This is a genomic window from Labrenzia sp. THAF82 (assembly GCF_009363435.1).
GTDB classification, from domain to species: domain Bacteria; phylum Pseudomonadota; class Alphaproteobacteria; order Rhizobiales; family Stappiaceae; genus Roseibium; species Roseibium porphyridii.
On sequence record NZ_CP045354.1, the window covers coordinates 767091 to 791907 of the forward strand.

Annotated in this window: 16 protein-coding genes, 1 tRNA gene and 8 pseudogenes; 13 read left to right on the plus strand and 12 right to left on the minus strand. The window is 54.0% G+C overall.

Annotated features, from left to right (window positions below; genetic code table 11):
* Positions 1–54: 54 nt before the first annotated feature.
* The 6 genes from FIV00_RS03845 to FIV00_RS03870 all read right to left on the minus strand — a co-directional run bounded on the left by FIV00_RS03845 (position 55) and on the right by FIV00_RS03870 (position 6878).
* Positions 55–303, minus strand: a complete 249-nt coding sequence (locus FIV00_RS03845; protein WP_152499522.1) for a DUF2188 domain-containing protein — start codon at positions 301–303, stop codon at positions 55–57.
* Between the two features lie 2 nt (positions 304–305).
* Entirely contained in the window at positions 306–2579 is a 2274-nt protein-coding gene (locus tag FIV00_RS03850) for a S8 family peptidase (protein WP_152499523.1), read from the minus strand.
* The gene (locus tag FIV00_RS03855) at positions 2572–3651 is read right to left on the minus strand and encodes an AAA family ATPase (RefSeq protein ID WP_247649338.1); all 1080 of its coding nucleotides are present in this window, start codon (positions 3649–3651) and stop codon (positions 2572–2574) included. Before FIV00_RS03855 ends, FIV00_RS03850 begins: the two co-directional genes overlap by 8 nt.
* A gap of 624 nt (positions 3652–4275) precedes the next feature.
* Positions 4276–4839 carry a recombinase family protein gene (locus FIV00_RS03860; RefSeq protein WP_152499525.1) on the minus strand — a complete coding sequence of 188 codons (564 nt, stop codon included), beginning with the start codon at positions 4837–4839 and terminating at the stop codon, positions 4276–4278.
* Positions 4840–5074: 235 nt separating this feature from the next.
* Positions 5075–5545 carry a type III secretion system chaperone gene (locus tag FIV00_RS03865; protein WP_152499526.1) on the minus strand — a complete coding sequence of 157 codons (471 nt, stop codon included), beginning with the start codon at positions 5543–5545 and terminating at the stop codon, positions 5075–5077.
* Positions 5546–5612: 67 nt separating this feature from the next.
* Positions 5613–6878, minus strand: a complete 1266-nt coding sequence (locus FIV00_RS03870; protein ID WP_209006802.1) for an alpha/beta fold hydrolase — start codon at positions 6876–6878, stop codon at positions 5613–5615.
* Positions 6879–7476: 598 nt separating this feature from the next.
* On the opposite strand from FIV00_RS03870, the pseudogene FIV00_RS03875 reads away from it, so the two are divergent.
* A pseudogene (locus FIV00_RS03875) lies at positions 7477–7677 on the plus strand (DDE-type integrase/transposase/recombinase); the annotation flags it as partial.
* A gap of 294 nt (positions 7678–7971) precedes the next feature.
* Entirely contained in the window at positions 7972–8421 is a 450-nt protein-coding gene (locus FIV00_RS03880; RefSeq protein WP_152499528.1) for a hypothetical protein, read from the plus strand.
* A 167-nt stretch (positions 8422–8588) separates the two neighbouring features.
* On the opposite strand, the pseudogene FIV00_RS03885 reads toward FIV00_RS03880, so the two are convergent.
* Positions 8589–9689: pseudogene (locus tag FIV00_RS03885) on the minus strand (IS701 family transposase); the annotation flags it as partial.
* A gap of 83 nt (positions 9690–9772) precedes the next feature.
* On the opposite strand from FIV00_RS03885, the pseudogene FIV00_RS03890 reads away from it, so the two are divergent.
* A pseudogene (locus FIV00_RS03890) lies at positions 9773–10918 on the plus strand (IS3 family transposase).
* Between the two features lie 109 nt (positions 10919–11027).
* Here the strand turns inward: FIV00_RS03890 and FIV00_RS03895 are convergent.
* Positions 11028–11219: pseudogene (locus FIV00_RS03895) on the minus strand (IS6 family transposase); the annotation flags it as partial.
* A 205-nt stretch (positions 11220–11424) separates the two neighbouring features.
* Between FIV00_RS03895 and FIV00_RS03900 the strand changes: the two are divergent.
* Complete coding sequence (locus tag FIV00_RS03900; RefSeq protein WP_152499529.1) at positions 11425–13038, plus strand: hypothetical protein; 1614 nt, start codon at positions 11425–11427, stop codon at positions 13036–13038.
* 141 nt (positions 13039–13179) lie between these two features.
* Here the strand turns inward: FIV00_RS03900 and FIV00_RS03905 are convergent.
* A protein-coding gene (locus FIV00_RS03905; RefSeq protein WP_371419552.1) for an IS3 family transposase occupies positions 13180–14267 on the minus strand; the annotation gives its coding sequence in 2 pieces (ribosomal slippage) (positions 13180–14006 and positions 14006–14267; 1089 coding nt in all).
* A gap of 71 nt (positions 14268–14338) precedes the next feature.
* Between FIV00_RS03905 and FIV00_RS03910 the strand changes: the two are divergent.
* Positions 14339–14764: pseudogene (locus tag FIV00_RS03910) on the plus strand (DDE-type integrase/transposase/recombinase); the annotation flags it as partial.
* A gap of 434 nt (positions 14765–15198) precedes the next feature.
* Here the strand turns inward: FIV00_RS03910 and FIV00_RS03915 are convergent.
* Positions 15199–15456: pseudogene (locus tag FIV00_RS03915) on the minus strand (IS6 family transposase); the annotation flags it as partial.
* A gap of 281 nt (positions 15457–15737) precedes the next feature.
* On the opposite strand from FIV00_RS03915, the gene purS reads away from it, so the two are divergent.
* The 7 genes and pseudogenes from purS (at position 15738) to FIV00_RS03950 (ending at position 22258) form a co-directional block, all read left to right on the plus strand.
* Complete coding sequence (purS, locus tag FIV00_RS03920) at positions 15738–15977, plus strand: phosphoribosylformylglycinamidine synthase subunit PurS (RefSeq protein ID WP_152499530.1); 240 nt, start codon at positions 15738–15740, stop codon at positions 15975–15977.
* A 17-nt stretch (positions 15978–15994) separates the two neighbouring features.
* Positions 15995–16102 (plus strand): phosphoribosylformylglycinamidine synthase-associated small membrane protein, encoded by a 108-nt coding sequence (locus tag FIV00_RS30250; RefSeq protein ID WP_152499531.1) that lies wholly within the window; start codon positions 15995–15997, stop codon positions 16100–16102.
* Positions 16103–16118: 16 nt separating this feature from the next.
* Positions 16119–16784: a phosphoribosylformylglycinamidine synthase subunit PurQ gene (purQ, locus tag FIV00_RS03930; protein WP_152499532.1), complete on the plus strand. Its 666-nt coding sequence runs from the start codon at positions 16119–16121 to the stop codon at positions 16782–16784.
* A gap of 336 nt (positions 16785–17120) precedes the next feature.
* Positions 17121–19319: a phosphoribosylformylglycinamidine synthase subunit PurL gene (purL, locus tag FIV00_RS03935; protein ID WP_152499533.1), complete on the plus strand. Its 2199-nt coding sequence runs from the start codon at positions 17121–17123 to the stop codon at positions 19317–19319.
* Between the two features lie 190 nt (positions 19320–19509).
* A protein-coding gene (locus FIV00_RS03940) for an IS3 family transposase (RefSeq protein WP_371419566.1) occupies positions 19510–20597 on the plus strand; the annotation gives its coding sequence in 2 pieces (ribosomal slippage) (positions 19510–19771 and positions 19771–20597; 1089 coding nt in all).
* Positions 20598–21055: 458 nt separating this feature from the next.
* Positions 21056–21154: pseudogene (locus FIV00_RS03945) on the plus strand (transposase); the annotation flags it as partial.
* 78 nt (positions 21155–21232) lie between these two features.
* Positions 21233–22258 (plus strand): annotated as a pseudogene (locus FIV00_RS03950) (IS110 family transposase).
* A 306-nt stretch (positions 22259–22564) separates the two neighbouring features.
* On the opposite strand, the gene FIV00_RS03955 reads toward FIV00_RS03950, so the two are convergent.
* Positions 22565–23317 (minus strand): IS6 family transposase, encoded by a 753-nt coding sequence (locus FIV00_RS03955; protein WP_152499447.1) that lies wholly within the window; start codon positions 23315–23317, stop codon positions 22565–22567.
* A 190-nt stretch (positions 23318–23507) separates the two neighbouring features.
* Positions 23508–23584, minus strand: a tRNA-Arg gene (locus tag FIV00_RS03960).
* Between the two features lie 296 nt (positions 23585–23880).
* Here FIV00_RS03960 and FIV00_RS03965 point away from each other — a divergent pair.
* Positions 23881–24759: a hypothetical protein gene (locus FIV00_RS03965; RefSeq protein WP_152499534.1), complete on the plus strand. Its 879-nt coding sequence runs from the start codon at positions 23881–23883 to the stop codon at positions 24757–24759.
* Positions 24760–24817: the final 58 nt, after the last annotated feature.

Below are 24817 nucleotides of genomic sequence, written 5' to 3' on the forward strand. Positions count from 1 at the left end.
TGCTTCTGGTGCTGTTCACCGTGTCACACTGAATAGGACTGCCCACGGGCGCGATCAATGCTCGCGATCGCGCGGCGGCATCGGATCGTTGCCACCGCCGAGCGTGTCCTTGCTGCGGATTTTTCCGTCACGTCCCTTCACCGTCAGCTCGCCGCCTCCGGCATTGACGAGCTTCTCACGGCCCGAAGCGATCGCTGCCGCCTGCGTGTCGAAGACAAAGCCACGCCCTGCGTCGTTCCGTTTATCGACCCATTTGTTGTCCGAGGGCCGCCGGTAGATCGTCCTGTCTTTATCTTTGCTCATGCTCAGAACCCTTCGTTGTCCACGTCGATGTCTGCCTCGACGACTGCCGTCTCGACAAAGGCACCGAGCTGGTCGCGCAGCTCGTTATACACATCGTCGTTCTCATCGCCGGTGCCGAGCGACAGAACGAAAATGGTCTCCATTTCTGGAATCTCGTCAGCACTCGAGTACCCGTAGAGGTACAGATCGCGTGCATAGATGCGGGCGTAGATGCGCAGCATATCGCTCTCGAAGCTGACGCCCTGAAAGTCGTTCTTATGGTGCCGGATCGGGCTCCACTTGTGATCGAACGACCGCGCTTCCTGTTCGGTAATCTTGCCCGTGTCGAGCGACCCGAGGAGGTTATGAAACTTCGCGGCATTCTTTGGCGTCTTACCGCGCTGATATTGGAGCGCCGTCGCCAATCGGACACTGAAGTAATTCGGCCCGGCATAATCCGTCACCATCGGGAGCGGATTGAGGATCGCTGTCAAAGCCCCCGTGCCTTTCAGCTTACCGGTCCTCTTCAGAGATTCCGGAATAGGCAGTTCCCAATAATAGGCCGCGCTCGGGCGGAGTGACGCTCTCCATTGCAGGGTGACAAAGCCCGGCCTGCACTCCCAGGGCAGCGATGCCGTTGTCGGCGTGCCGAAGCCAAGTGCCGGATCGAAGGTCACCCCGTCCGAATTGTGCAGGAGCAACGCCTTCACGAGATCGGGCGAGGCCTCTCGCAGCCGCTCCATCGTGTGCGCGGCGAGCGGAGATGTCAGGGAGGTAGCAAAGCTCGATCCACGGATGACTACGCCGCCCAAAGCGCGGACGTGCGAAAAGTGCGAGAGGTCCGGCTTCTGCATACTGGACGGCCCCGGCCCGCAAAGGCTGACGGGGCACTTGCCCGCCGGATCTCCGTTGTTGTCGTGAACGCGGCCGCCAACAGTAATCGCTGCCTCGCAGTCGCCGGGTGGCTGAAGTCGCATTCCCGGCTTGTTGCCAATAGAGATGATCGGCAGCACACTGTGCTTCCGTGCCAGCATGGCGATGTCATGCCCGAGCGCACTCACGGCTTCGAGGTCGCATGAATAGGGTTGATTGAGCGACAAGTTCCAAACCCGCGTTTCCGGGTTCGACGCCATCACGCTATCGAGATAGGCCACAAAATCCTGAGGATCGACGAAGGCGCGTGAACCCTTCTTGGCGACCGCCTGCACTGTGCCGACCTGGCAATAGAGTGGCGGCAGGTTCAGATTGTTGTTCCAATCATGCCCCTGCACCACGAGAGACGTGACCCAATTTCCGTGCTGTGTATCGGCAGCACCATCCGCAATCAGCGGCGGCGCACGCCAGGCTTCCGCATGACGGTAAGAGGCGGCGGTGAGCCCGCCGTCAACGACGCCGACGATCGGCAGCGTCGTCATGTCCCTTGGCAAAGGGCGGTCGGGTTCCCTACCCTCACCTGGCGAAGTCGAACTGATTGACTGAACCGGCTCGATGCGGAACACGGTGCCCGAAGCAATCAGTTGATCGAGTGCAGTACGCGACGGCACCAGCACGGTCGTGCGAGCGCGATGGTGCAGGCGATAAGTGCGCATCGCAAGATTGAAGCGGTCGCCGCTCGCCGCCAGCGTCTTAAGTGCACGCCGCATCCCGACCGGCACGTCCGTATCCGTGCCTACATCGATCCCCGCCAGGAGCGGCGGCGGCGGCACGATTGTGCCATCGCGCAGGACGGAAAAGCGCTGGATCAGCTCTTCTGCTGCATCGCGACCACGCAAAGGCATGAGCCATACGACAAAGGCTTTGCCCGCGTCAGTTACGGGCGCGGATTCCCAAATCTCATCGAGGCTGGCCGCCCCGCCGGCATCGGCACTTTCGAAGAACCGCACGGCTTCGATGCGGGAAATATCCACCTGATCCTTGGTAAGGCCGCTGCTCTCGACTATGCCCGCATATCGGTCGAGCTGATCCGCTGCGATCTCGACCAGGTATCCCGAGCGATAGGGCGCAATCAGGCGCGCGCTGCGCGTCGCCTGAAAGAGGTCGTTTGGCGTATAACTTGGCGCAAGAGAGTCGTCGAACATGGAAGCATAGAGCACCACTCTGCCGTCGAAGCGTGGCTGCTGCGTTGCTTGCGTTCCCAGGTCACGGAACTGTCTCGATAGTACGCGCCGCTGTTTGGGCAAGCGACCCGTCATGATGCTGGCCGCGTTCTTTCCGCCGCCCGATACACCCTCAGGCTTCGGGTCTTTGGTGAAGCGAAGGACGGGATTCAGAAGCGGTTGCCGGGGAGGGTCAGCCATCGAGCGTCTCCTTCAAATAGCGGTGCACCATCTGGCGGCTGACGCCGACGATTTTGGAAATGTCCGATTGGCTGATGCCGCCCTTGTCGTGCAACAAACCAGTCAGTGTCCTTTTGTCGGCCGTGTCCAGTTCACGGTTATCAAGCAGCCGGGGGCTGCCGGTACGCGATGCGCCTACGGCCAGCAGAATATGTGCAAGGCTGGCATCCTGATTGCTCAGGATCGCGCGCCGCCGCGCTGCCAGTGCGATATTCTCGATGTCCGCGCCATTTAGCCCGTCCGATACCCGCGCCAGCAGGCGGCCGTCGTCCTTGCGGGCTTCATCACCCAGGAACAAGAAATGCTCCCACATGCTGGCACGCACATCCTCATCAGGCAGTGTCAACTCGACCTTGTAGGGAAAACGTCGCCAAATCGCGGGATCGAGAAGGTGTGGATGGTTGGTTGCGCCGACCGTCACAACGTCATCGGTCAGAGAGTCCAGCCCCTGAAGAACGGTGTTCACCACGCGCTTCAGCTCGCCCAGCTCGTGCCGGTCGTCCCGGAGCTTCGCGATAGCATCCATTTCATCGAGGAAAAGGACGGCGTTCCGAGCGGGCACAAACTCGAATATTCCCCTGATGTTTTTGGCGGTTTCGCCCAACCTGGACGAAATCAGCGAGTCGAGCCGCGCCACATACAGCGGCCGCCGGAGCGAGGCTGCGATGTGCCCTGCCAGCAAGGTCTTACCGGTGCCGGGTGGTCCATACAGCAGTAAGCCAAGTCGCGCAGAAACGCCCTTCTCAGCCAGTAGGCCAATATGCTGTGCATCTTCGATGAATTGTGAGATCGTCTGTCCCGCCTCTCCGCCCAGCATGATCGGCGTGGTCGGCCATTGCCCCTCTTCGATAAGAGGTAGCCGCGATCCGGCATCCCGAGGCAAAGCCTCGGCATAACCTGACGTCTGTAGTGGCACACCGCGCTTGCGCAGTAGGTTCTGAAGGGATTTTGCCCCCTCAAGGTCATTCTGTTCGGCCATTCGCTTCGCGATCTGGCCGCCGAGACGCCGCACGGCAGTGTAGTCCGCTGTCATAGCAGCTTCTACGAGGGCGGTTACGAGGGATTTGTCAACTTCCATGCCTGAAAAATGCTATCAAATCATACAAATGTCAACTACATAATCAAAAACGTAAACCTGTACTCGTCACTTCTGCGCGAGACGCTCGCCGGGCGGTTACGGCTTTCGTAAGCGCAATATCTGCTAGACCGTGCTGCTCAAATCATTATCCGGAACGCGTTGGTCCCTGAACCAAATCGGCTGGAAACGCGATACTGCTCGACGTTTGCTTACCAACCGGCGGCCCTGCCCTCTTCTCGGCAACCACCCCATCTTGTTTTGTCCCCTTGAATGTGTCGTTGCGAGGTCAATAGTCTTATTTGCTACAGCGAACAGTCTCGATGCGTTCTATTATTTAGGATGAGGATTGTATGTGCTCTTGCTAAGATTTTAAAAAATATTTGGTTCGGGATATACCGACCTCAAAACAGAAGTTTTAAGTTTGCGTTCAAATTATTTCTTTTAAAAATAAGAAAAGTCGATCGAGCTCTCATCGATTTTTTCTATTCAGTTGCTCAAAAAATCATCTAAAGGGCATTGCACTTTTTGATTGGCTTCCGGTTTAGGTCTGGCTGACTGATCCGGTTTCTTGGGGCATGGTCAGTCCGCTTTGGCATCAGCCTCCAGCCGCCGGTAAATTGCCTGGCGCGGGACGCCGGCGGTGCGCGCAGCGGCCGTGATCGTCATGCCGCCATCAAGCAAGTGGCGAATACCGGGCCAGCGTGCATCAGTGATCGCCGGTGGCCGGCCAACCGGCCGCCCTGCCCTCTTCGCGGCCGCCATTCCCTCTTTTGTTCGCTGTCGGATCACATCCCGTTCGAATTCCGCGTAGGCCGCGCTGATATGGAAGAACAGCCGCCCGCCCGGCGTCGTCGTGTCGATCGCCTCGTGCAGCGACACAAAGTCAATGCCAAAGCGCCCGATCCGCTCGACATCCTCGATCAGGAATTTCATCGATCGCGCCAGCCGGTCAAGCCGCGTCACGACCAGAGCGCCCCCTTCCGAGGCCGCGTTCAATGCGCGCTCGAGCTGCGGCTTGCAAACCGCCCCTCCAGAAACTCCCTTGTCATGGAAAATTCGCTCGCAGCCGGCCGCCTTGAGAGCTTCCCGTTGACCGGCGCCGGTCTGGTCACCGGTTGATGTTCTTATATATCCGATTTTCATGTCCGGAATTAATCACGCCAAGTGATTTCAGACAAGTCGAATAAAGGACAGTTTTCGGTTTCGGACACATGGCGGATTTCTGCGCCGGACAGCGTCCGATAATTATCGGGCTCGAATTTACCGGACATGTCCGGAAGCGATCCTTTTAGGACAAAAGAGATCAACCGCATCGACACCGTATTGCCCAATGATTTGCGCAACACGGTGAATCGGATCAATGCAACAACGCGGTTATTCAGGGTTTCAGAACGACGGGGGCCGTCTCGTCTGACGGAAGCGAGCCATCGACTTCGGCGTAAGCGGCTTCGTCCGCGTCGAAGTTCTCAAGCCAGTCCGAGACGCCGATTGACTGACGAGCGAAATCGCTGACCTGTTCGACAAAACTATCGAGCGACCAAATTTGCAGCGTCAATAGGAAAACGCCAGCATCATCCTCCATGCCAAGGCAGGACATGTTCTCGATGTTGAAGGCAAGCGTTTGTCTAAGCAGGGCGGCCTGATGTGCGATCGGCATGGAGTGGTCCAGCTGTCCCACCGGAGACAGCAGCCGCACGCATCCGACCGTTTCGTCAAAACATATCGCAACGATACCCTCGTCGCCGAATTCAGCGCTGGCGACGTCGTCCGGTCCAAGGGACAACTCGCCTAACCCCGTCTGGCGAGAGAATTCAGCCAGCGCGTTGTTGACGTCATGCCGCGTGATCATGCGTGTACCACGGCAACCCGCGAGTGCCCCTCTACAGTTCTGCGTTCGACTGTCCTTATCCGGCTTATCAAGTTTGGCTTCTCAAGCTATCTGGATTGAATTCACCCGAGAAAAACATTTCCGGGACGCCATAGCCACTAACGGACCTATCTTCCTCTTTCGTGCTCGAAAAACTCGATTCAGAGGTTATTTCATCGATACCAGGATCTGATTCTGTTTTTGCGGTTTGGTGTGGTTCCACCTCGAAGACCTTAAACAGGCGCCAAACATTGGAATTTTTAACGTTTTTCTCCAGCATTTCGTCCCGAAGGTCCGTCAATGCTGTAAGGGTCGCCCCAACGCCTTCACTGTGTCCCGCGCCGGTTTCCCAATTTTCGATCTTATATTTTTCACACATGCGCTTCGTCGTTGAGCCTATGGGATCATCGTCGTAAACAGCGACAATCGGCGTGCTGTTCTTCGGGCGCTCAAGACTATCCGGATCGTTGGCCAGAGCCTTCCTGTGATCAAAAATCCCTTTGATAGCAAGGCGGGTACTGTAGGATTCCGCAAGGCAATACGCCACCAATTGGGCTATTGGAGACAGAAAATAGTTGCAGAAAAGTCTATTGGGTATCTTGCTACTTTTCGTCGCCGACATCGAGGCGGCACCCGTAGACAGTTTTTCCATGGATCGGTCCAGTATCAGACCGCCGAGAACCTTTTTATTGGCCTCAACGGCCTGAAGGACATTTGCCGCAATGTTGCCACCCATGCTGTATCCGTGGAGAACGATCCGCCTGGAGTCTACACCAGACTCGAGAAGGTGGTTCACTATGGCGATACCGTCTTCAACCATACTTCGGTTGCTGGTTATCCCACTCGTCGATTGTCCATAGCCACGGTAATTCAGGGCGAGCACATTGGCTTGCAGCCTGTCGACATAAGTCTTGCCGACGCATCCCCCTAAAAATCCACCGCGCGACATTTGTTCCACCGGAACCCCGTGACCGCCAAATATGACAACAACCGGCCTGTCGTTCTTTGTAAAATCTGGAACAGATGTAGATAAATATTCAGATGGGTTGAGCCCCGCATCCAAAGCGTTCAATTTCTTGATTGGGTCATCCGCAGGACCTTCCGGCTGCTGCGTCACTTTGTATGCGAATCCGACAAGCTTTTGTTCGTTCGAGCGCGGGCCGCTGCCAGACCCAGCGTCGAACCTCAGCTCCACCTTCTGCGAAAAGGCCCAATTGAACTTGGAACCGCCATCATCCTCTATAGTCCCGAACTTTTCCGACTTTTCTTGTAGCTCAACGGAGCCATCTGGATGATGAATGCGCACCTCGTCCACAGGACCGGCCGCCCGCTGCGGACTTTGAACACCGTTATGTCGCAGCGCGGCGCGCCATAGATTCAATCCGGCCCAAGCTGTCCAGTGGCGTATTGGCCGCGGCCCTGTAGTAGAGCGTCCAGTGAAGTTGGGCGTTACGCGGGAAATCAGCCGATAGACGATGCTTCTATCACGCCAGGCACTAGTATCCCTGAAACTCAGATTGCCTTCGGAGGCAGCGGCTCCATGGGAGCCGTACGCTTGCGCGGGCCGAAATGCGGGAGCGGAAGCACCCCAAGAAGGAAGGGGAAAGGGGAAAGGGGAAAGGGGAAAGCCGAGTGACAACTTCATGACTCCTTGGCGCACCCTTCATTCGCCGACCAGGCAAAACAAAGCGTACTATTTCTAGTGGAAAAGCTTCAATTTTCTGAATGATACCAGTAAGATGTCACGGATCGTTGTGCCATAAAGCACAGGGGTCAGCTATCCACCGAAGTCTCTAGCCGAGCAATTCGACCTGGGCTTGATGATGTAGACGCCCGCCAATCTTGCAGGCCTGACGAATATCAATATCTACCTGCCTGTCCTTGATTTATGGTGGTCCTTCATCGACACCCTTCAGGTCAAATACCTGAACAACATCATCGAACAGGACCACCGGTTCATCAAGAAGCTGATAAGGCCAATGATGGGCTTCAAGGCGTTTCAGTCAGCAAGTGCGACTCTGGACGGTATTGAAACAGCGCACATGATCCGAAAGGGGCAACTGAACTGGCCGAGTGTACCTGCTTACCGACAGGTCATGGAGCTCGCAGGATAACTGTTTCAAGACAAAGCCACAGCTCCGAATATGACTAAAGTTTGCGACACTACCCGCATGAAGGTGGTGAGAAGTTAAGAGGGGTGTTTTTTTTAACACAGGCTAAGTCAGGCAACCCTGATAAGGTCATAGCCATGGAAAATAGGTAAGGGATGGTTGATTGTGGGCACCATTAGCAGAAATCAAAGTATTGCTGTTCCTCAGAGCCAAAGCTTCATCACCAAAGCTTGCAACACACTCTCGGGCATATTTCGCGGAATGACCTGTTGCTTTTCCCGAAGACCGAATAGACAGTTGGAACGTGAACTCGCCATACTGCGGCAAGAAGTTCTCGATTTCAAAGAAAACCGGACACAGTCGTTCAGCAAGCCGGCCGACCCAGCGGAGCGCTCGACTATGGAGCCTGAGGCGCTGGGTGGAATCCCGTTGGCGGAGATAGTACAAGAGGAAAGAAATGAACCGGACTTTAGTTCGGATGATAGGAACTTGTTCCGTGTTATTGAACTTTGCGGTGACAAAGACAAACTACCGCATATAGAAAACAAAGAAAAATTCAAAAAATTTATAAAAGACACCTTAGTAAACAGAAAGAAACCAATCAATACTGACGGAGTAATGGGTCGCGAAATTGCGGACATTTTGCGAGATCAAGATAGCGATATCCGCAGTCTTTCGGTAGCAATTGGTCGTTCAAGTAAACTATTTGAGATACTTCAATATAAAAGAGATGCGGGAAGCTTGTAATTGCGTGTGCTGAATCGGAATCCGCGGCTTGAACCGGAAACATCCGGCTTGGACCGCATTTAAGTGATGATGCGGTTTGTGCCTCAGATCGGCAGGACAGCCTTACGCATGATGTCGCCAAACTCGGTGGTGCTGCCGGTATCTAGCACTACTTTGGCAGGTTTTTCTCAAAGATAGATTTCCGGCAATGAGGGCATCTTTCGGGCGGAGGTTTTTGAATGATTTTCAGGATTTCCGTCCGGACGGCAGGCAGTGTTGGTTGCGGCGGAGGTCCGGAGATTCTTTTTTTCCCCTGTCGCTTGCTTAAGGCGTCGGGATTGCAGGAAGGCAAAGGCGATCATCGTCATTAATGCGTGCCGGTGAAGCCCATTCCACGATCGTCCTTCAAAGTGATCCAGACCGAGTTCCTCTTTGAGCTGTTGATGTGCCTGTTCGCAGATCCAACGCGCCTTGATGGCGCCGGCAAGTTGTTTGAGTGTCGCTTCTGCGGGAAAGTTGGACAGATAGTATTTGCGCTCGCCGGTCGAGCGGTGCTCGCCGACGACCCAGACCTCCTCTCCCGGCAGGTGCTGGGCACCCATGTCGCGAATGCGCTGAGGTGGACCGTCTGCGATCCGGACCCGCACAGCTGCAAAGCGTGCCGAAAGGGCTCCCTTGGTCCCGCGCCGCCAACTGACCTTCTGCCACTTTGCGGTTTCCAACATGGCCTGCGCTGTGATCGACTTTGTATCGGGAATGTGCCGCTGGCGCGGGCGGCCGCGTTTGGCGACAGGGAAGATCATCTTCACGTCTGCGGGATAAACCTTTTGCTTGAACGGGATGCCAACGGCCCAGGTCAACCCGCGTGCGCTCAAAGCCTGCCGGAAAGGAGCACTCAAGCCATATCCGGCATCGGCAAGGACGCAACCAAAACGCACACCTGCTGCACGAACCCGGTCGATTTCCGCCAAGGCGATCTCGGGCTTGGTCTTGTAGTCACGAACATCATCAGGAACTCTGGCGTGATCAAGCCGGGCGGTATCGCAGATCCAGCTCTCCGGCAGAAAGAGCCGCAAGCCGACCATGACAGGCACTTCATTCGAAGCCAGCGTCACGGATACCAGCGTCTGGCAGTTCGCCCGTTTCCCCAATGCCGAAGCATATTGCGGGGCCACGCCGACCGAGTGGTTCCCCTTTTTGGGCAGTGCGGTGTCGTCGATAATCAGCCATGCATCGTTCCCGCCAACCTGTCGGTCAGCTTCGCTGAGCAATGCGGCTTCGACTGGAGCAGGTGAGCTACTCCCCGGAAATCGGACACTGACGTAAGCTACAATTTGTTGTCTGCTGGTCTTCGAGAATTAGGAGATCAGAGATGTCGAAACGCAAGCGGCACGCGCCGGAATTCAAGGCGAAGGTCGCCCTGGAAGCCCTGAAGGGCGAGGAGACGGTCTCGGAGCTGGCGAGCCGGTTCGGGGTTCATCCGACCATGATCCATCAATGGAAGCGTGCCCTGCTGGAAGGAGCTTCGGACGTGTTTGCACGTGGCGGCAAACGAAAGCCCGAGATTGACGAGGACCAGGTGAAGGAGCTCCATGCCAAAATCGGGGAGCTGGCGGTTGCCAACGATTTTTTGTCCAGAAAGCTCAAACCTTGGGGCATGAAGTGAGGCGCGGCATGATCGAGCCGAGGCATCCAGACTTATCGGTCGGCAAGCAGTGTTCTCTGCTGTCGATCTCGCGCTCGTCTTTCTATTATACGCCGAAGGGCGAGAGCGAGATGAACCTCGCGCTGATGCGCCAGATCGATGAACAGTTCCTGGAGGCGCCGTTCTTCGGTGTCCGGCAGATGACCTGGCACCTAAAGAACGAAGGTCATCCGGTGAACGAGAAGCGGGTCCGGCGACTGATGCGGCTCATGGGCCTGATGCCGATCTACCAGAAGCCCAATACAAGCAGGCCAGCCAAGGGACACAAGATCTGGCCATATCTGCTCAAGGGATTGCGGGTGGAACGGCCGAACCAGGTCTGGGCGTCCGACATCACGTATTTACCGATGCGCCGCGGGTTCCTCTACCTGGTCGCGATCATGGACTGGTTCACCCGCAAGGTGCTGGCCTGGCGCATCTCCAATACCCTGGAAGCCGACTTCTGCGTCGAGGCGTTGAATGAAGCGATCCACAAATTCGGCGCGCCGGAAGTCATGAATACGGATCAGGGATCACAGTTCACCTCGTTTGCATGGACGGACCGGCTACGGCGGATGGGCGTGCGCATCTCGATGGACGGCAAAGGACGGTTCCTCGACAATATCTTCGCTGTGGCGTACGCTCAAATACGAGTGCGTCTACCTGCACGCCTGGGAAACTGGATCGCAGGCCAGGGCCGGTGTTCGAAAGTGGGTGGATTTCTATAACCAGAAGCGCCCACATTCAGCACTTGGCGGCAAGCCGCCTGCCGTGGTCTATTGGCAGCGCATTGAACAACACCAACCCGATCAGCAGGTGCAGAGAGTAGCTTAATTTACGCCAAAACCTGTCCAATGAATGGGGAGTAGCTCAGATGTCTGTAATGTCTTCCCATGCCACCTGCTCAAATCGCAGGTGTTGCACTTCGAATCTGAATCTAGGCCCACCGATTGATTGTGTTGTGATCCACTTCGAAGCCGTGTTCGCGGAACATCTCCTCAACATCCCGATAACTGAGCGGATACCGCAAGTACCAGGACACCGCCTGGATGATCAGCCAAGCTTCGAACTGTCTGCCTTTGAAGTCATCCTTCGATTGGCGTTTCAGTTTTTCTACGATGGCACCGAGAATCATAACGCGGAACTCCAATCATAGAAGGGCACTTTCAACAGCCAAGTCTTTAGGCGTGGTTAACACGACAATCTTTGCGGCAGCCCCGGTCAGGTAGGGCACCAATCCGATTAATGCAACAATGCCACACGGTAGTCACAAATGGCACCTCGGAAAATCTAGATAGGGCTAAGGTCCGGGCAAACGGAGTTTAGCTTGGGAAAAGACTATGAATTTGTCGGAAATAACGCCAAGAAGCAAAAGCAACAATACCGAAAACAGTCAAAATAATTTCAAAGCTTATTTTGAAGTTCAAGCAAGACGGATGACGAAATATCGAGTAAAAAAACCCTCCCGATCGACGCCGTGCTCGCAAACTGCCCCCCGTAAAATGAAGCCTGAGTTGCAGCGGAATGCAGACGGCTTGGAATCTGGCTCCCGGTTCATGTTGCTAAGTGCCAAATTGACAACTAGGTCGAAGCCCAAGCTCGCAATTGTGGCGTCTTTGCAGAACCTAAATTCCGAGACATTTTTCTGGCTTTGCAAAGAAATATTTCCGAACGGGGATGAGTTCAAGCTTGGCAAGTTAGCGGCGTCGCCGTACCTGAACCAGGATATGCTGCGCGTTTTCCGCCAACTAAATCCAGAGATGAATTGTGATGTTTTTTGCAATTCCTGCGAGAGCCTCAAGGCAAAGGATGTGCTCACGCTCGGCAGACTGGCAGCATTGCCAGACCTGGACCTGAATATGCTGCTTGTCGTCCGCCGACTATATCCCGAGATGTATTTTGATCGTTTTTGCGATTTTTGCGAAGTCTTCCCGAAAGGGGATGTTATAAAGCTTGGCGAGTTGGCGGCGTCGTCACGCCTGAACCTGGATATGCTGCGTGTTTTTCGCCAAATAACTCCAGAGTTGAATTGCGATAATTTCAGAGAATATTTTAAGAACCTCAAGAAAAAGGAAGTGCTCGCGCTCGACAGATTGGCAGCATTGCCAGACCTGGACCTGAATATGCTGCTTGTCGTCCGCCGACTATATCCCGAGATGTGTCTTGATCGTTTCTGCGATTTTTGCGAGATCTTTCCGAAAGAGGATGTGCTCACGCTTGGCAAGTTGGCGGCGTCGCCGAAGACGGACCCGAATGTGCTGTTTCTTGCCCGCCACCTAAATCCGAATTTGAAATTTGATTATGTCCTCTCCATTTGCAAAAACGATCAGGATGTATGTGACTACTTACGTAGCCAAATTACAAATCTACCGATGGAAGATCTTATTCAAATCGGTGCACGCCTTCGACGATACCCGGAAGTCGATTTAGCGCTATTATTTTCGCTGCGTAACATATTCAAAAAAGAGTCAATAAAAAATCTCTTTGATTCGACCTTGCTTATTAACAAGGATCATATGGAACTAGTCCATGCTCTCCACAGTGAAAATGAGCATCTAACCCTCAGGCAAATAGCTGAGGAAATAGTGCGAGTGAAGGATCTAGATACATTGGCCGCGTTCAGAAAAAGATTTCCAAAGGAAAAGATTGGCGAAATTATGAAGGCGCTTGCCCTTTTAAATAAAGGGGACAAAGAAAGGTTAAACCTAGAAAAAATTAAGAAAATTTGGACCCATATCAATAACGTTAACAGAGAAACATTTTCTGGGGAACCCGTACGCTTTTCAGAAGTAGTTTGGGCTACATTGCCGGACAGTATCACGGTAGAAAAAATTATCATTTTTGAAAAAATGCTCCCACGTTTGAGTTTCCAAAACGTTGTACTCGCTGCCTCGAAGCAGCATGTAGATATAAAAAACTTGCAAAACAATGGGCATCCCTCAATTCCGACGTAATTTATGGTTTTGTAAAAGAAGGAGATAAGGCAGACGCCAAAATGATAAAAAAAATGACGAACAACTGTTTTAGATTAACGCTCCTTCGTCACTTGGTCGGGTGGTAATCATCCCATTTTTCGCGGGGTCGATAACTGGACTTCAGGCTGCAGCTGTCAGTTTCATTTTCGGCGTAACGCCGCCGATGGCCATATTTGGCCGCTCATTGTTGTATGTCCATAGCCAGCGTGTGGCGTGATCCTGTGCCTCCTTGATCGTGTTGAATATGTATTGTCCGAGCCATTCATGGCGGACGGTTCGGTTGTAGCGCTCGATATAGGCGTTCTGTTGCGGTTTGCCGGGCTGGATGTATTGCAGCCCGATCCCGCGCCGTGAAGCCCACATTTGCAACGCCGCACTGACGTTTTCCGGGCCATTGTCCACCCTGATGTTAAGGGGCTTGCCGCGCCATTCGATAATCCGCTCCAGCGTACGGATTACCCGTAGGGCCTGAATGGAGATGTCCACCTCAATGCCCAACCCCTCCCGGTTGAAGTCGTCCAGCACGTTCAGAGTCCTGAAGCTACGCCCATCGGCCAACTGATCCGACATGAAGTCCATTGACCAGGTGACATTTGCCTCGTTTGGCACAACCAACGGCTCCGGCTTTTCCCGAACCAGACGCTTCTTCGGGTTGATGCGCAGGTTTAACTCCAGAGCACGATAAATCCGCCGGACGCGCTTGTGGTTCCAAGCAAAGCCTTTGACATTGCGCAGGTAAAGGAAACACAAGCCGAAGCCCCAGGTACGGTGTGTTGTCGTCAGCCGCACCAGCCAGTCTGCGATCTCGGCATTCTCGTCGCCCAGTTTGCGTTCATAGCGATAGCAGCTTTCGCTGATCTGGAAAGTCCGGCAAGCAAGCGCAATGCTCACGCCACGCAGACGGATTGCATTCATGGCCATCTCTCTACGTTGAGACGGCCTCAAGGCTTTTTTCCCAGAGCATCCTTCAGCAGTTCGTTCTGCATTGCCATCTCGGCATACATCTTCTTCAGTCGGCGGTTCTCCTCGGCCATCGCCTTCATCTCAGACATCAACGAAGCGTCCATCCCGCCATATTTGGAACGCCAGTTGTAATACGTCGCGTTGCTGATCCCGTGCTCCCGGCAAAGATCGGCGACTGGGACCCCGCTCTCACCCTGCTTCAAAACTGCCAGGATCTGGCTTTCCGTAATTCTTGATTTCTTCATGTCGTTCTCCAAGCGCATCAAAGGCCGGAGAAGTCCAATTTTCAACCCGTTGGTTTTTGGGGACGATTACCCATGGACATCCGGTCGATTTCCTGCTCACGGCAAAGCGCAACCTGAATGCTGCCAAGCGGTTCTTTCAAAAAATGTTGCGGGAGGCCCCACTGCTGTCACCGGGCAAAATCGGCACCGATGGTGCTGGCACTTTTCCTCCGGCCATCGGCGACGCGGTTGACGGTGGCCTGCTTGCTTCGGATCCGGTGCATTATGTGACCAAGCATTTGCAACAAGGCATAGAGAGCGATCATTTCAGGGTGAAAAAGAACATGCCGAAGGTCGGCGGGTTCCGCTCGTTCAACTCAGCCAGAAGAACCATCGCCGGCTTTGAAGCCATGCTGTGGCTCAAGAAGGGCTTTGACTTTACCGGTCAATGGAGTGTCCGCGAACATAACGATCTGCTGGCAGTGATCTTCGGAATTGAAAAAGTTAACGAAGCCTGAAAAACGCTCCCAATACGGGAGAAATCTGTCCGCCAGTGAGGGTTGCGCAAGTCGATGCCGATGTCATGGTCTGGCTGCATTCTCCTCATGACCCCATACGGGAGACCTACATCTACGACCGTATTCGGATGCCGCCGACTTACGTGTCCAGCAGCTTCATCAGCATTCCGCCTGTTAAGCCGTGTAGGAGGAGGCGACGATTTCAGCCCTCAGATGCGGGTGAACCGGTTCGTGTTCCTCAATCTTCCAATACTTCAGCCTCGGAGACCATCTTGGCGTAACGGCTTCGCCTTAATCCCCTTTACCTGCGGGCTACGTCGCCCTGCCAGCTGACAGCAGGTCACCGCCGCTTGGGCTCATGCCCCTTGCTGCAGGGGACCAGGCAATCTTCCATTCCTCTTTTCACAATGCATTCCAGTCATATGCACCCCGAGCCATCCGGGACGAGGCGCACCGTAGGTTTCATCCATTTTCCAGGACGAACACACGGGCCGCTTTCTGGCTTTGGCCTTTGCAGCAATTGCCGGGCTGTAGCGAATGACCCAACGGTTCAGTGTTGTGTGGTCCAGATCAACACCGCGCTCTTCCATGATTTCTTCCAAATCCCGGTAGGAAACCCCATAGCGGACATAGAAGAAAACGGCGAACACAACCACGACTTTCGGGAACTGGCTGCCGTTGAAACGGATCAACGCTAAATACCTGGAAAAATCTGAGCGGAGGACCGCCTCCTAAACCGAGATACGCAAAAAGGAAACCGACAGATTAAATGTTTGCGGCAGAACCCGATCTAATGGGTCAGTAGGTTAACGATTTGCCCAAAAAAACAAATTTTGGTCTTCATCTGTAATAAATAGCACAGAAAACTAAATTGACTCCAGATAAGTTTCAAAAACTCCTCCTTATGAAGAAGTCAGCATTCGTGAACAATTTGAGTTAACCAGTCTTTCGAGATTCTCAGAAAGTAGAAAATATGAAAGCACGCGTGATCGTCACCTTGAAAAACGGTGTTCTCGATCCTCAGGGAAAAGCTATCGAAGGTGCTCTTGGGGGCCTAGGGTTTGACGACGTTGGTTCCGTGCGTCAAGGCAAGGTCTTTGACGTTGAGCTGAGCGGATCCGACGAGGACGCTGCCAAGGCGGAGCTGGAACAAATGTGTGAAAAGCTTCTTGCCAACACCGTTATTGAGAACTACGCGATCGAGATCGCCTGAAGCCTGAGCTGTTGCCAATGGATGAAGACACGCGCAAGGCCATAATGTTCATGGCCGTAAAAGCTGCCATCTTCATCCTCGTGCCAGCTCTTGCTGCCATCATCGCCGTTCTTGTCCTGCTCTAGATATCGGGATTGCCAAATGAAATCCGCCGTTATTGTTTTTCCGGGCTCCAACCGCGACCGCGACATGTTTCACGCGCTGGAGCTGATAACCGGTTCGCGTCCGCAGCATGTCTGGCACACCGAGAGCACGCTGCCCGATGTTGACCTCGTGGTCGTTCCCGGCGGGTTTTCTTATGGGGACTACTTGCGCTCCGGTGCAATCGCCGCCCGCTCTCCCATCCTGAAAGATCTGGTTGCCAAAGCCAACAGCGGCGTTGCCGTCCTTGGAGTGTGCAATGGCTTTCAGATCCTGACAGAAGCAGGCCTGCTACCTGGCGCATTGATGCGCAATGCTGGTCTCACCTTCGTCTGCAAGGACGTTTTGATGGAAACGGTCAACAACGCGACTCGCTTCTCGTCCAAGTTCCAGAAGGGACAGGTCTGGCGTTGCCCCGTCGCCCATCATGACGGCAACTATTTTGCTGACACGGAAACACTGAGCGCAATTGAGGACAACAATCAGGTCGTCTTCCGCTATGCCGAAGGAACAAACCCCAACGGGTCGATCAACAACATTGCCGGCATCACAAATGCGGCTGGCAATGTGCTCGGAATGATGCCGCATCCTGAAAACCTGGTAGAGCCCTTGCACGGTGGGTTGGACGGGCGTCTGTTGTTCGACGATTTTTTGGTTGCGCATTAATTTCCTAAGCTTGATATACAATTAGCTTAGTTTGCTTAGGTTAGTGTGTGGTTTTAGCAAATAGAAAATACAATCAAGGAAAAATGCTTTTTATGTTATTTGTTTTGGAAGGTTTGACTACCATTTCTATTCGCCAATAAATTGACGAGCCTGACTTAGTTTGCAGACTTGTATCTTTATTAAAGGCCGCGAATGATATTTTTTCAACTCATCAAAATCGTTCTTATTACTAAATTCAATTAAGAACTATTGCAAGTAACCTTCTACTTAGCATTTCAATATTCTAGGTTTAATGCAAACCCTAGTAAAATGTTCATATGAAAATACTGGAACGTCATGATCCCGAACGACATCAAGATCACGCCCGACCTGATTGCTTCCCACGGCCTGAAACCGGATGAGTATGAGCGCATCCTGGAATTGATTGGCCGGGAACCGAGCTTCACCGAACTCGGCATCTTTTCCGCCATGTGGAACGAGCATTGCTCTTACAAATCCTCCAAGAAATGGCTGAAGACACTGCCGACGGATGGACCGCGCGTTCTTCAGGGTCCGGGAGAAAATGCCGGGGTCGTCGATATTGGCGACGGCCAGGCCGTGGTCTTCAAGATGGAAAGCCACAACCACCCGTCCTACATCGAACCTTATCAGGGTGCCGCGACAGGCGTCGGTGGTATCTTGCGGGACGTTTTCACCATGGGAGCGCGCCCTGTTGCAGCCATGAACGCCTTGCGTTTCGGTGAACCGGATCATCCGCGTACAAAGCACCTGGTGTCAGGGGTTGTCTCGGGCGTCGGCGGCTACGGCAACTCGTTCGGCGTTCCAACAGTTGGTGGGGAGGTCGAATTCCACGCCCGTTACAACGGCAATTGCCTGGTAAATGCTTTTGCTGCGGGTCTTGCCAGATCTGACGCGATTTTTCTCGCAAAGGCCGAAGGTGTCGGTCTTCCCGTCGTTTATCTTGGTGCCAAGACCGGCCGTGACGGCGTTGGCGGTGCAACAATGGCGTCTGCTGAATTCGACGATACCATTGATGAAAAGCGCCCAACTGTTCAGGTCGGTGATCCTTTCACGGAAAAATGCCTGCTGGAAGCCTGTCTGGAGCTGATGGAGACAGGTGCCGTCATTGCCATTCAGGATATGGGTGCTGCTGGCTTGACCTGCTCCGCAGTTGAAATGGGCGCCAGTGGCGACCTTGGCATCGAACTTGACCTCGACAAGGTTCCCGTACGCGAAGAGCGCATGAGCGCCTACGAGATGATGCTGTCTGAGAGCCAGGAGCGCATGCTCATGGTACTGAGGCCCGAAAAGGAGCATGAAGCCGAAGCCATTTTCAGGAAATGGGGTTTGGACTTTGCCATTGTCGGCATCACCACCGACACGCTCCGCTTCGTGGTCAAACATCAAGGTGACATGGTGGCTGACCTGCCGATCAAGAAACTGGGCGATGAGGCGCCGGAATACGACCGCCCTTGGGTCGAACCGAAGAAACGACCCGTTTTGAATGCGGCTGACATTGCAGAACCGGAAGACTATGCCAAAGCACTGACCACTTTGGTCGGCAACGCCAACGGGTCGTCACGTCGCTGGGTCTATGAGCAATACGATACGCTGATCCAGGGCAACACGGCCGAAACGCCTGGTGGCGATGCCGGTGTCATTCGCGTTGAGGGATCACGCAAGGGTCTTACTTTCTCGGTCGATGTTACCCCACGCTATTGCGAAGCCGACCCCTTTGAAGGTGGTAAGCAGGCCGTCGCGGAGGTTTGGCGCAATCTGACTGCCGTCGGGTCTGAGCCGCTTGCTGCAACCGACAATCTCAATTTCGGCAACCCGGAAAAGCCTGAAATCATGGGGCAGTTCGTCGGCTGCATCAAAGGCATTGGCGAAGCATGCCGAGAACTGGATTTTCCCATCGTTTCCGGCAACGTCTCTCTCTATAACGAAACGCACGGCGAAGCGATATTGCCGACCCCCGCCATTGGCGGCGTTGGACTGTTGCCGGACGTCACCGTGCGCGCCGGTGCAGCCTTTGCCGAGGAAGGTGATGCAATCCTTGTCGTAGGTGGGCCTGGCACTCATCTGGGTGCCTCACAATATCTTGCCGATGTTCTGGGCCGCGAAGAAGGAGCACCTCCTCCAGTTGACCTGGCTGCGGAAAAGCGGCGCGGAACGATTGTTCGTCAACTCATCGGTGCAGCTCGGCTATCCGGAGTTCATGATATTTCTTCCGGCGGCCTGGGTGTTGCCCTTGCAGAAATGGCAATTGCAGGTGGACTTGGCGCAAATGTCAGGATCGATGGCCCAGCCCATGCGGCCCTTTTCGGCGAAGATCAGGGACGCTATGTGCTGACGGTTGCACCAGACAAGGTCGAAGCTGTGCTTGAAGACATTATCGATGCCGGTATTGAGGTTCAGCAAATCGGGAAAACTGGTGGTGACGATTTGACTGTTGAGGGTGTTCTCACCATATCCGTTGCAAACTTGAAAAAAGCACACGAAGATTGGTTCCCCGATTACATGGCGACAGCTTAATAGGTAGTATCATTTCGCTGCCAGCCGGAACCGACCCCTAGAAAGACTGCTTGGCACATCATCACACCAGGAGCTCAGTTCCGAGCCTCCATCCGCTCTGGGCCGATCCCATGTGACCCGGTAATCGTCCCCAAAAACCAACGGGTTGAAAATTGGACTTCTCCGGCCTTTGATGCGCTTGGAGAACGACATGAAGAAATCAAGAATTACGGAAAGCCAGATCCTGGCAGTTTTGAAGCAGGGTGAGAGCGGGGTCCCAGTCGCCGATCTTTGCCGGGAGCACGGGATCAGCAACGCGACGTATTACAACTGGCGTTCCAAATATGGCGGGATGGACGCTTCGTTGATGTCTGAGATGAAGGCGATGGCCGAGGAGAACCGCCGACTGAAGAAGATGTATGCCGAGATGGCAATGCAGAACGAACTGCTGAAGGATGCTCTGGGAAAAAAGCCTTGAGGCCGTCTCAACGTAGAGAGATGGCCATGAATGCAATCCGTCTGCGTGGCGTGAGCATTGCGCTTGCTTGCCGGACTTTCCAGATCAGCGAAAGCTGCTATCGCTATGAACGCAAACTGGGCGACGAGAATGCCGAGATCGCAGACTGGCTGGTGCGGCTGACGACAACACACCGTACCTGGGGCTTCGGCTTGTGTTTCCTTTACCTGCGCAATGTCAAAGGCTTTGCTTGGAACCACAAGCGCGTCCGGCGGATTTATCGTGCTCTGGAGTTAAACCTGCGCATCAAACCGAAGAAGCGTCTGGTTCGGGAAAAGCCGGAGCCGTTGGTTGTGCCAAACGAGGCAAATGTCACCTGGTCAATGGACTTCATGTCGGATCAGTTGGCCGATGGGCGTAGCTTCAGGACTCTGAACGTGCTGGACGACTTCAACCGGGAGGGGTTGGGCATTGAGGTGGACATCTCCATTCAGGCCCTACGGGTAATCCGTACGCTGGAGCGGATCATCGAATGGCGCGGCAAGCCCCTTAACATCAGGGTGGACAATGGCCCGGAAAACGTCAGTGCGGCGTTGCAAATGTGGGCTTCACGGCGCGGGATCGGGCTGCAATACATCCAGCCCGGCAAACCGCAACAGAACGCCTATATCGAGCGCTACAACCGAACCGTCCGCCATGAATGGCTCGGACAATACATATTCAACACGATCAAGGAGGCACAGGATCACGCCACACGCTGGCTATGGACATACAACAATGAGCGGCCAAATATGGCCATCGGCGGCGTTACGCCGAAAATGAAACTGACAGCTGCAGCCTGAAGTCCAGTTATCGACCCCGCGAAAAATGGGATGATTACCACCCCTCAAAGCTCATGCAGTGCAGCGGATCTGAGGAAGTCTGCGCCCACCTCATCTTCGTCGAGACACAGGCAACACCAGGCGAGATGCAAAACACCGCCGTCATTCAAACCACCCGAACACCAGATTCAATTATAACTCTTTTTTTCTATAGGCTTGCAAGTAGACATCCGGATTCACGTTGATGAGGCGTTCAGCTCGGTAGTGTCGCAAACTTTCTGTCTGTCTGTTTCCTTTTTTCCGGATTGAGGTTTAGGAGGAGCGCCCTCGATCAGATTTTTCCAGGTGTTTAGCGTTGATCAATTTCAAAGGAATCCAGTTCCCGAAGGACGTGGTTCTGTTCGTCGTTTTCTTTGACCTGCTCCCCTGAAAGTTCCTGGTTTTGAGGTTAGTCTGTTCCCAACTGAAGGAAACAGACGATGAAGCGATCCAGGTTCTCTGAAGAACAGATCATCGGTATTTTGAAGGAACATCAGGCGGGCATATCGGCCGCCGAGCTTTGCCGGGAGCACGGGATGGGCTTGATGATGTAGACGCCCGCCGCTGGCTCAGATGTGCCAAGGTAGGTTTTGTTTCAATGCTATTTTGAGGCGTCGATGTCAGAAGTTCATACAATTGGTTTGGATTTGGCGCAATCGGTATTTCATGCTCATGGGGCAGACTCATCAGGAGGAGTTGTTTTCCGCAGGCGCTTGCGGCGTAGCCAGGTTTTGAGTTTCTTTGCGGCCCAACCAAAGTGCTTAGTTGCGATGTAAGCCTGTGGCAGTGCCCACTATTGGGGACGCGAGCTTACCCGTTTGGGACACGAGGTTCGGTTGATACCGCCCATTTACGTGAAACCATTCGTGAAGCGTCAGAAGAACGATGTTGCAGATGCGGAAGCGATTTGTGAAGCCGCGACCCGCCCGACGATGCGATTTGTTGCTGTCAAGAGTGAAGAGCGTCAGGGCATTGCCGTCATATTGCGGACGCGCGAGCTATTGATCCGGCAACGTACACAGATCATCAATGCGCTGCGGGGTCATCTGGCGGAATTTGGGGTCATCGTCCCTAAAGGCGTGAGCAACACTGGTAAGTTGATGGATCACATCTGCGACCCGGCAATGGCTCTTCCCGAAACGGCCCGTGATGCTTTGAGCCATTTGACCGATAGCCTGTCCCGGTTGGATGATCACATTCAGGGTCTGGATCGCGAAATCACGCGTCGTGCGAAGGCGAGCGGGACGGCGAGGCGACTGATGACAATTCCCGGGATCGGACCTTTGATTGCAGTTGCCATAGTAGCCTTGGCGGCTCCCCCTGCAACCTTCCGGCGTGGTCGAGATTTTGCAGCTTGGCTCGGTCTTACGCCAAAGCAGAATTCGACAGGAGGAAAACAGCGATTGGGAGCCACGACAAAGATGGGAGAGCGCTCATTGCGACGATTGTTGATTATTGGCGCAAATAGTGTGGTCAGCTGGCGAGCAAAGAAGGGGGCAATGTCAGGGTCGTGGCTCGAACGTATGCTCGCTCGCAAGCCTGCGATGCTGGTTCGGGTCGCTCTGGCCAACAAGATGGCACGTATTGTCTGGGCGGTGATGTCAAGCGGTCAGACATATAGGGCTCCGGCTGCTCAAGCTTAAAACGGGAGCAGCTACGGGGACGGCGGCGCAAGAGAGGTCTTTAGAAGTTTGGCGTAACGATCTTGGGATGAGGTCAGGAAAACCAGTTTGCGACACAGTGCCTTTGAGCACGTGGGCTTGATTTTGGACCTGACACTCGAACACCATACGGGCCCGCGGCAAGTCAAAAGCCGCATCAAAGGCCGGACACATGTCAGCACCCGACCGTGCGATCAAATAACCAAAAAAATCCTCTTGCAATCAGGGCGTCTACACATGTCGCAACCCTCACTGGCGGACAGATTTCTCCCGTATTAGGAGCGCTTTTCAGGCTTCGTTAACTTTTTCAATTCCGAAGATCACTGCCAGCAGATCGTTATGTTCGCGGACACTCCATTGACCGGTAAAGTCAAAGCCCTTCTTGAGCCACAGCATGGCTTCAAAGCTGGCGATGGTTCTTCTGGCTGAGTTGAACGAGCGGAACCCGCCGACCTTCGGCATGTTCTTTTTCACCCTGAAATGATCGCTCTCTATGCCTTGTTGCAAATGCTTGGTCACATAATGCACCGGATCCGAAGCAAGCAGGCCACCGTCAACCGCGTCGCCGATGGCCGGAGGAAAAGTGCCAGCACCATCGGTGCCGATTTTGCCCGGTGACAGCAGTGGGGCCTCCCGCAACATTTTTTGAAAGAACCGCTTGGCAGCATTCAGGTTGCGCTTTGCCGTGAGCAGGAAATCGACCGGATGTCCATGCTTGTCGATGGCCCGATACAGATAGCGCCATTGGCCCTTGATGCGCACATAGGTTTCATCGATGCGGACCGAGCCGCAATGCGGTTTGCGGAAGCGGCGTAGCCGTTTTTCGATCAGCGGCGCATACGCCAAAACCCATCTGTTGATGGTGCTGTGGTCTACCTTAAAGCCGCCTTCCAGGAACATTTCTTCCAGGTCTCTATAGCTCAGAGGATAACGCAAGTACCAGGACACCGCCTGGATGATCAACCAAGCCTCGAACTGCCTGCCTTTGAAGTCATCCTTCGATTGGCGTTTCAGTTTTTCAACGATGGCCCTCAGAATCATGACGCGGAACTCCAATGACAGGACCGCTCTTTCAACAGCCAAACCTCAAGGCGTGGTTAACACTACAGTCCTTGAGAAAGGCACGTCGTTCCTGCATTCATCAGAAATTTCGTAAAGCTCAAGCCGTTTCAAAAACCGTTTCAACTTTTTCGGCTGAAACGGTGTTAGTTTGATATGTGTTTGAATAGTATGGTGACCCCGACAGGATTCGAACCTGTGACCCTCAGATTAGGAATCTGATGCTCTATCCTGCTGAGCTACGGGGCCATTGATAGGGTCGCTTAGCATGATTTTGAATGGTTGGCGAGAGCGTTGGATGTGTGGTTTTCCAAGTCTGATGATTTGGAAGATGTCGGGTCGGGTTCGGTCTTGTGTGGTCGCTTTTTGTCAAGTTTGTCTTGGACTTGCCTTATTCGCCCCTTAGCAGGAACTTCAGTCGTGACCGCTTTCTCACTGTCTCCGGTCGTGAAGCCATGAGCAAATGCAAGATGTGGCGAGGATGGGGGCCGTCTGTGCGTTTTTTGAGGAAGAGGTTCAATTCGGGTCGGAGGTGAGGGCGGTCTGTGACCAGCTTTACGGAAAGTGCCGCGTTTCTTAAGGAATGCCACCTTCGCGCCGGAGTTCGGGCCGCTTTTGCAGCTTCTGCAATGTGGCTATCTTCTGCTGCTGGCGCTGCTGACACCTTCTTGCCGGGCAGCCAGAGTGCGGCGCAAAGCTGTCTTGACACGTCAAGTTCTTCCATTCCTGTCAGATATGATGATCAGGACAGGCACTTTTACGCCGAGTCGGGTGAGCGCTTTTTTGCAGGTGAGCTTCGCTTTGGAAGTGGTGTGTCGTCTGCCGAAGACCGAGCTCCATTGGCATTTATTGAGTCGGGTGAAGATTTGGAAGCGGTCCCGCTTGGTCCGGTCAATCGCTGGGGTCTTGTTCCGGCCTGGATCATACGTACCGACGAGCATGGATCTTCTCTTCTTCAAGCAGAACTGCTTGGCGAGGGCGGTGCTTTGTTTGCGCCTCAGCACTCAAGTGGTCGTTGCGCGCATATACTGAGAGGCCTTGAGAGGGACGCCCGCAAGGCGGAAGTTGGGCTATGGCGGGAAAATGCGCCTCAGGTCGTGTTTTCAACCAAAGCACCGAAGACGTTCAACGGCATGAGCGGATACTATGTAATTGCACGGGGACGCGTTGTTTCCCTTGGAAAAACCCGCACAACCCGCTATCTGAACTTCGGAAATTACTGGAAAACGGATTTCACAGCCACGTTGAAAGTTTCGGATCAGGAGGCTTTCAATGCAGCACTTGCCCAATCCGGTTGGGACGTGGATGCGCTGACAGGCCGCACTGTTGAATTGCGCGGTACCGTGCAGGAAAAGGACGGGCCGCATATTGCGCTCCATCATCCGGAGCAATTGGTGGTATTGGAGCCTGCCCCTCTCAATTGAACGGGGTTGGCGCCAAAATGAGAAAATGGACGATTTGGCTTGTGGTGTTGCGGTTGTG